Here is a 1,629-nt window from a genome sequence, read left to right on the forward strand (position 1 = left end):
GTGCGATGGTGGATGCCGCCATTGTGATGATTGAGAATGCGCATAAGCGGCTTGAGGAGTGGGATCATCAGCATCCTGGTGAGCAGATTGACAACGCCACCCGCTGGAAGGTGATTACCGATGCCTCCGTTGAAGTGGGACCCGCACTGTTTATCAGCCTGCTGATCATCACCCTGTCCTTTATTCCTATCTTTACCCTGGAAGGTCAGGAAGGACGTCTGTTTGGCCCGCTGGCATTCACGAAAACGTACTCCATGGCGGGAGCGGCCGCACTGGCCATCATCGTCATTCCTATTCTGATGGGATTCTGGATCCGGGGGAAAATTCCTGCAGAGACCAGTAACCCCCTGAACCGGGTACTGATCAAAGCGTATCATCCATTGCTGTTGCGGGTTCTCCACTGGCCAAAAACAACCCTGCTGGTTGCGGCCTTGTCCATTTTCACCGTTATCTGGCCGCTGAGCCAGGTGGGCGGTGAGTTTCTGCCGAAGATTAACGAGGGCGACCTGTTGTATATGCCGTCGACCCTGCCGGGTGTCTCTCCGGCTGAAGCTGCAGCGCTCCTGCAGACGACGGACAAGTTAATCAAAAGCGTTCCTGAAGTGGCTTCTGTATTTGGCAAGACCGGTAAAGCAGAGACCGCAACGGATTCCGCGCCGCTCGAAATGGTGGAAACCACGATCCAGCTCAAACCTGAGGATCAGTGGCGTCCAGGCATGACGATTGACAAGATTATTGAAGAACTCGACAGGACCGTCCGTTTACCGGGGCTGGCAAACCTCTGGGTGCCGCCAATCCGTAACCGTATTGATATGCTCTCAACCGGGATCAAAAGCCCGATAGGTATCAAGGTGTCCGGAACGGTTCTGTCCGATATCGATGCAACGGCGCAGAGTATCGAAGCGGTCGCCAAAACCGTACCCGGCGTAGTGTCTGCTCTCGCAGAGCGACTGGAAGGCGGGCGCTACATTGATGTGGATATCAACCGGGAAAAAGCCTCCCGCTACGGAATGACGGTGGGCGATGTGCAGCTGTTCATCTCATCAGCCATCGGTGGGGCTATGGTGGGTGAGACGGTTGAAGGCGTGGCCCGGTACCCGATTAATATCCGCTATCCGCAGGATTACCGGAACAGCCCGCAGGCCCTGAAACAGATGCCGATCCTGACCCCGATGAAGCAGCAGATCACGCTGGGCGATGTTGCGGATATTAAGGTCGTTTCCGGGCCGACTATGCTGAAAACGGAAAATGCCCGTCCAGCCAGCTGGATTTACATTGACGCGCGCGGCAGGGATATGGTGTCGGTGGTTAATGACATTAAAACGGCGATCAGTCAGAAAGTGAAACTGAGACCGGGTACCAGCGTGTCATTCTCCGGACAGTTTGAACTGCTTGAGCATGCCAACAAGAAACTGAAGCTGATGGTGCCGATGACGGTGATGATCATTTTCATCCTGTTGTATCTGGCATTCCGCCGGGTTGACGAAGCCCTGCTGATCCTGATGAGCCTGCCGTTCGCCCTGGTTGGCGGAATATGGTTCCTGTACTGGCAGGGCTTCCATATGTCTGTCGCAACCGGAACGGGGTTTATCGCTCTGGCCGGGGTGGCAGCAGAGTTTGGCGTGGTCA

1 pseudogene is annotated in these 1,629 nt (G+C 55.3%); it reads left to right on the forward strand.

Annotated features, from left to right (window positions below):
• Positions 1-1,629 (forward strand): annotated as a pseudogene (silA, locus tag FDX01_RS13485) (Cu(+)/Ag(+) efflux RND transporter permease subunit SilA); the annotation flags it as partial.

Source organism: Citrobacter sp. wls613, assembly GCF_005281195.1.
Lineage (GTDB): Bacteria > Pseudomonadota > Gammaproteobacteria > Enterobacterales > Enterobacteriaceae > Citrobacter > Citrobacter gillenii.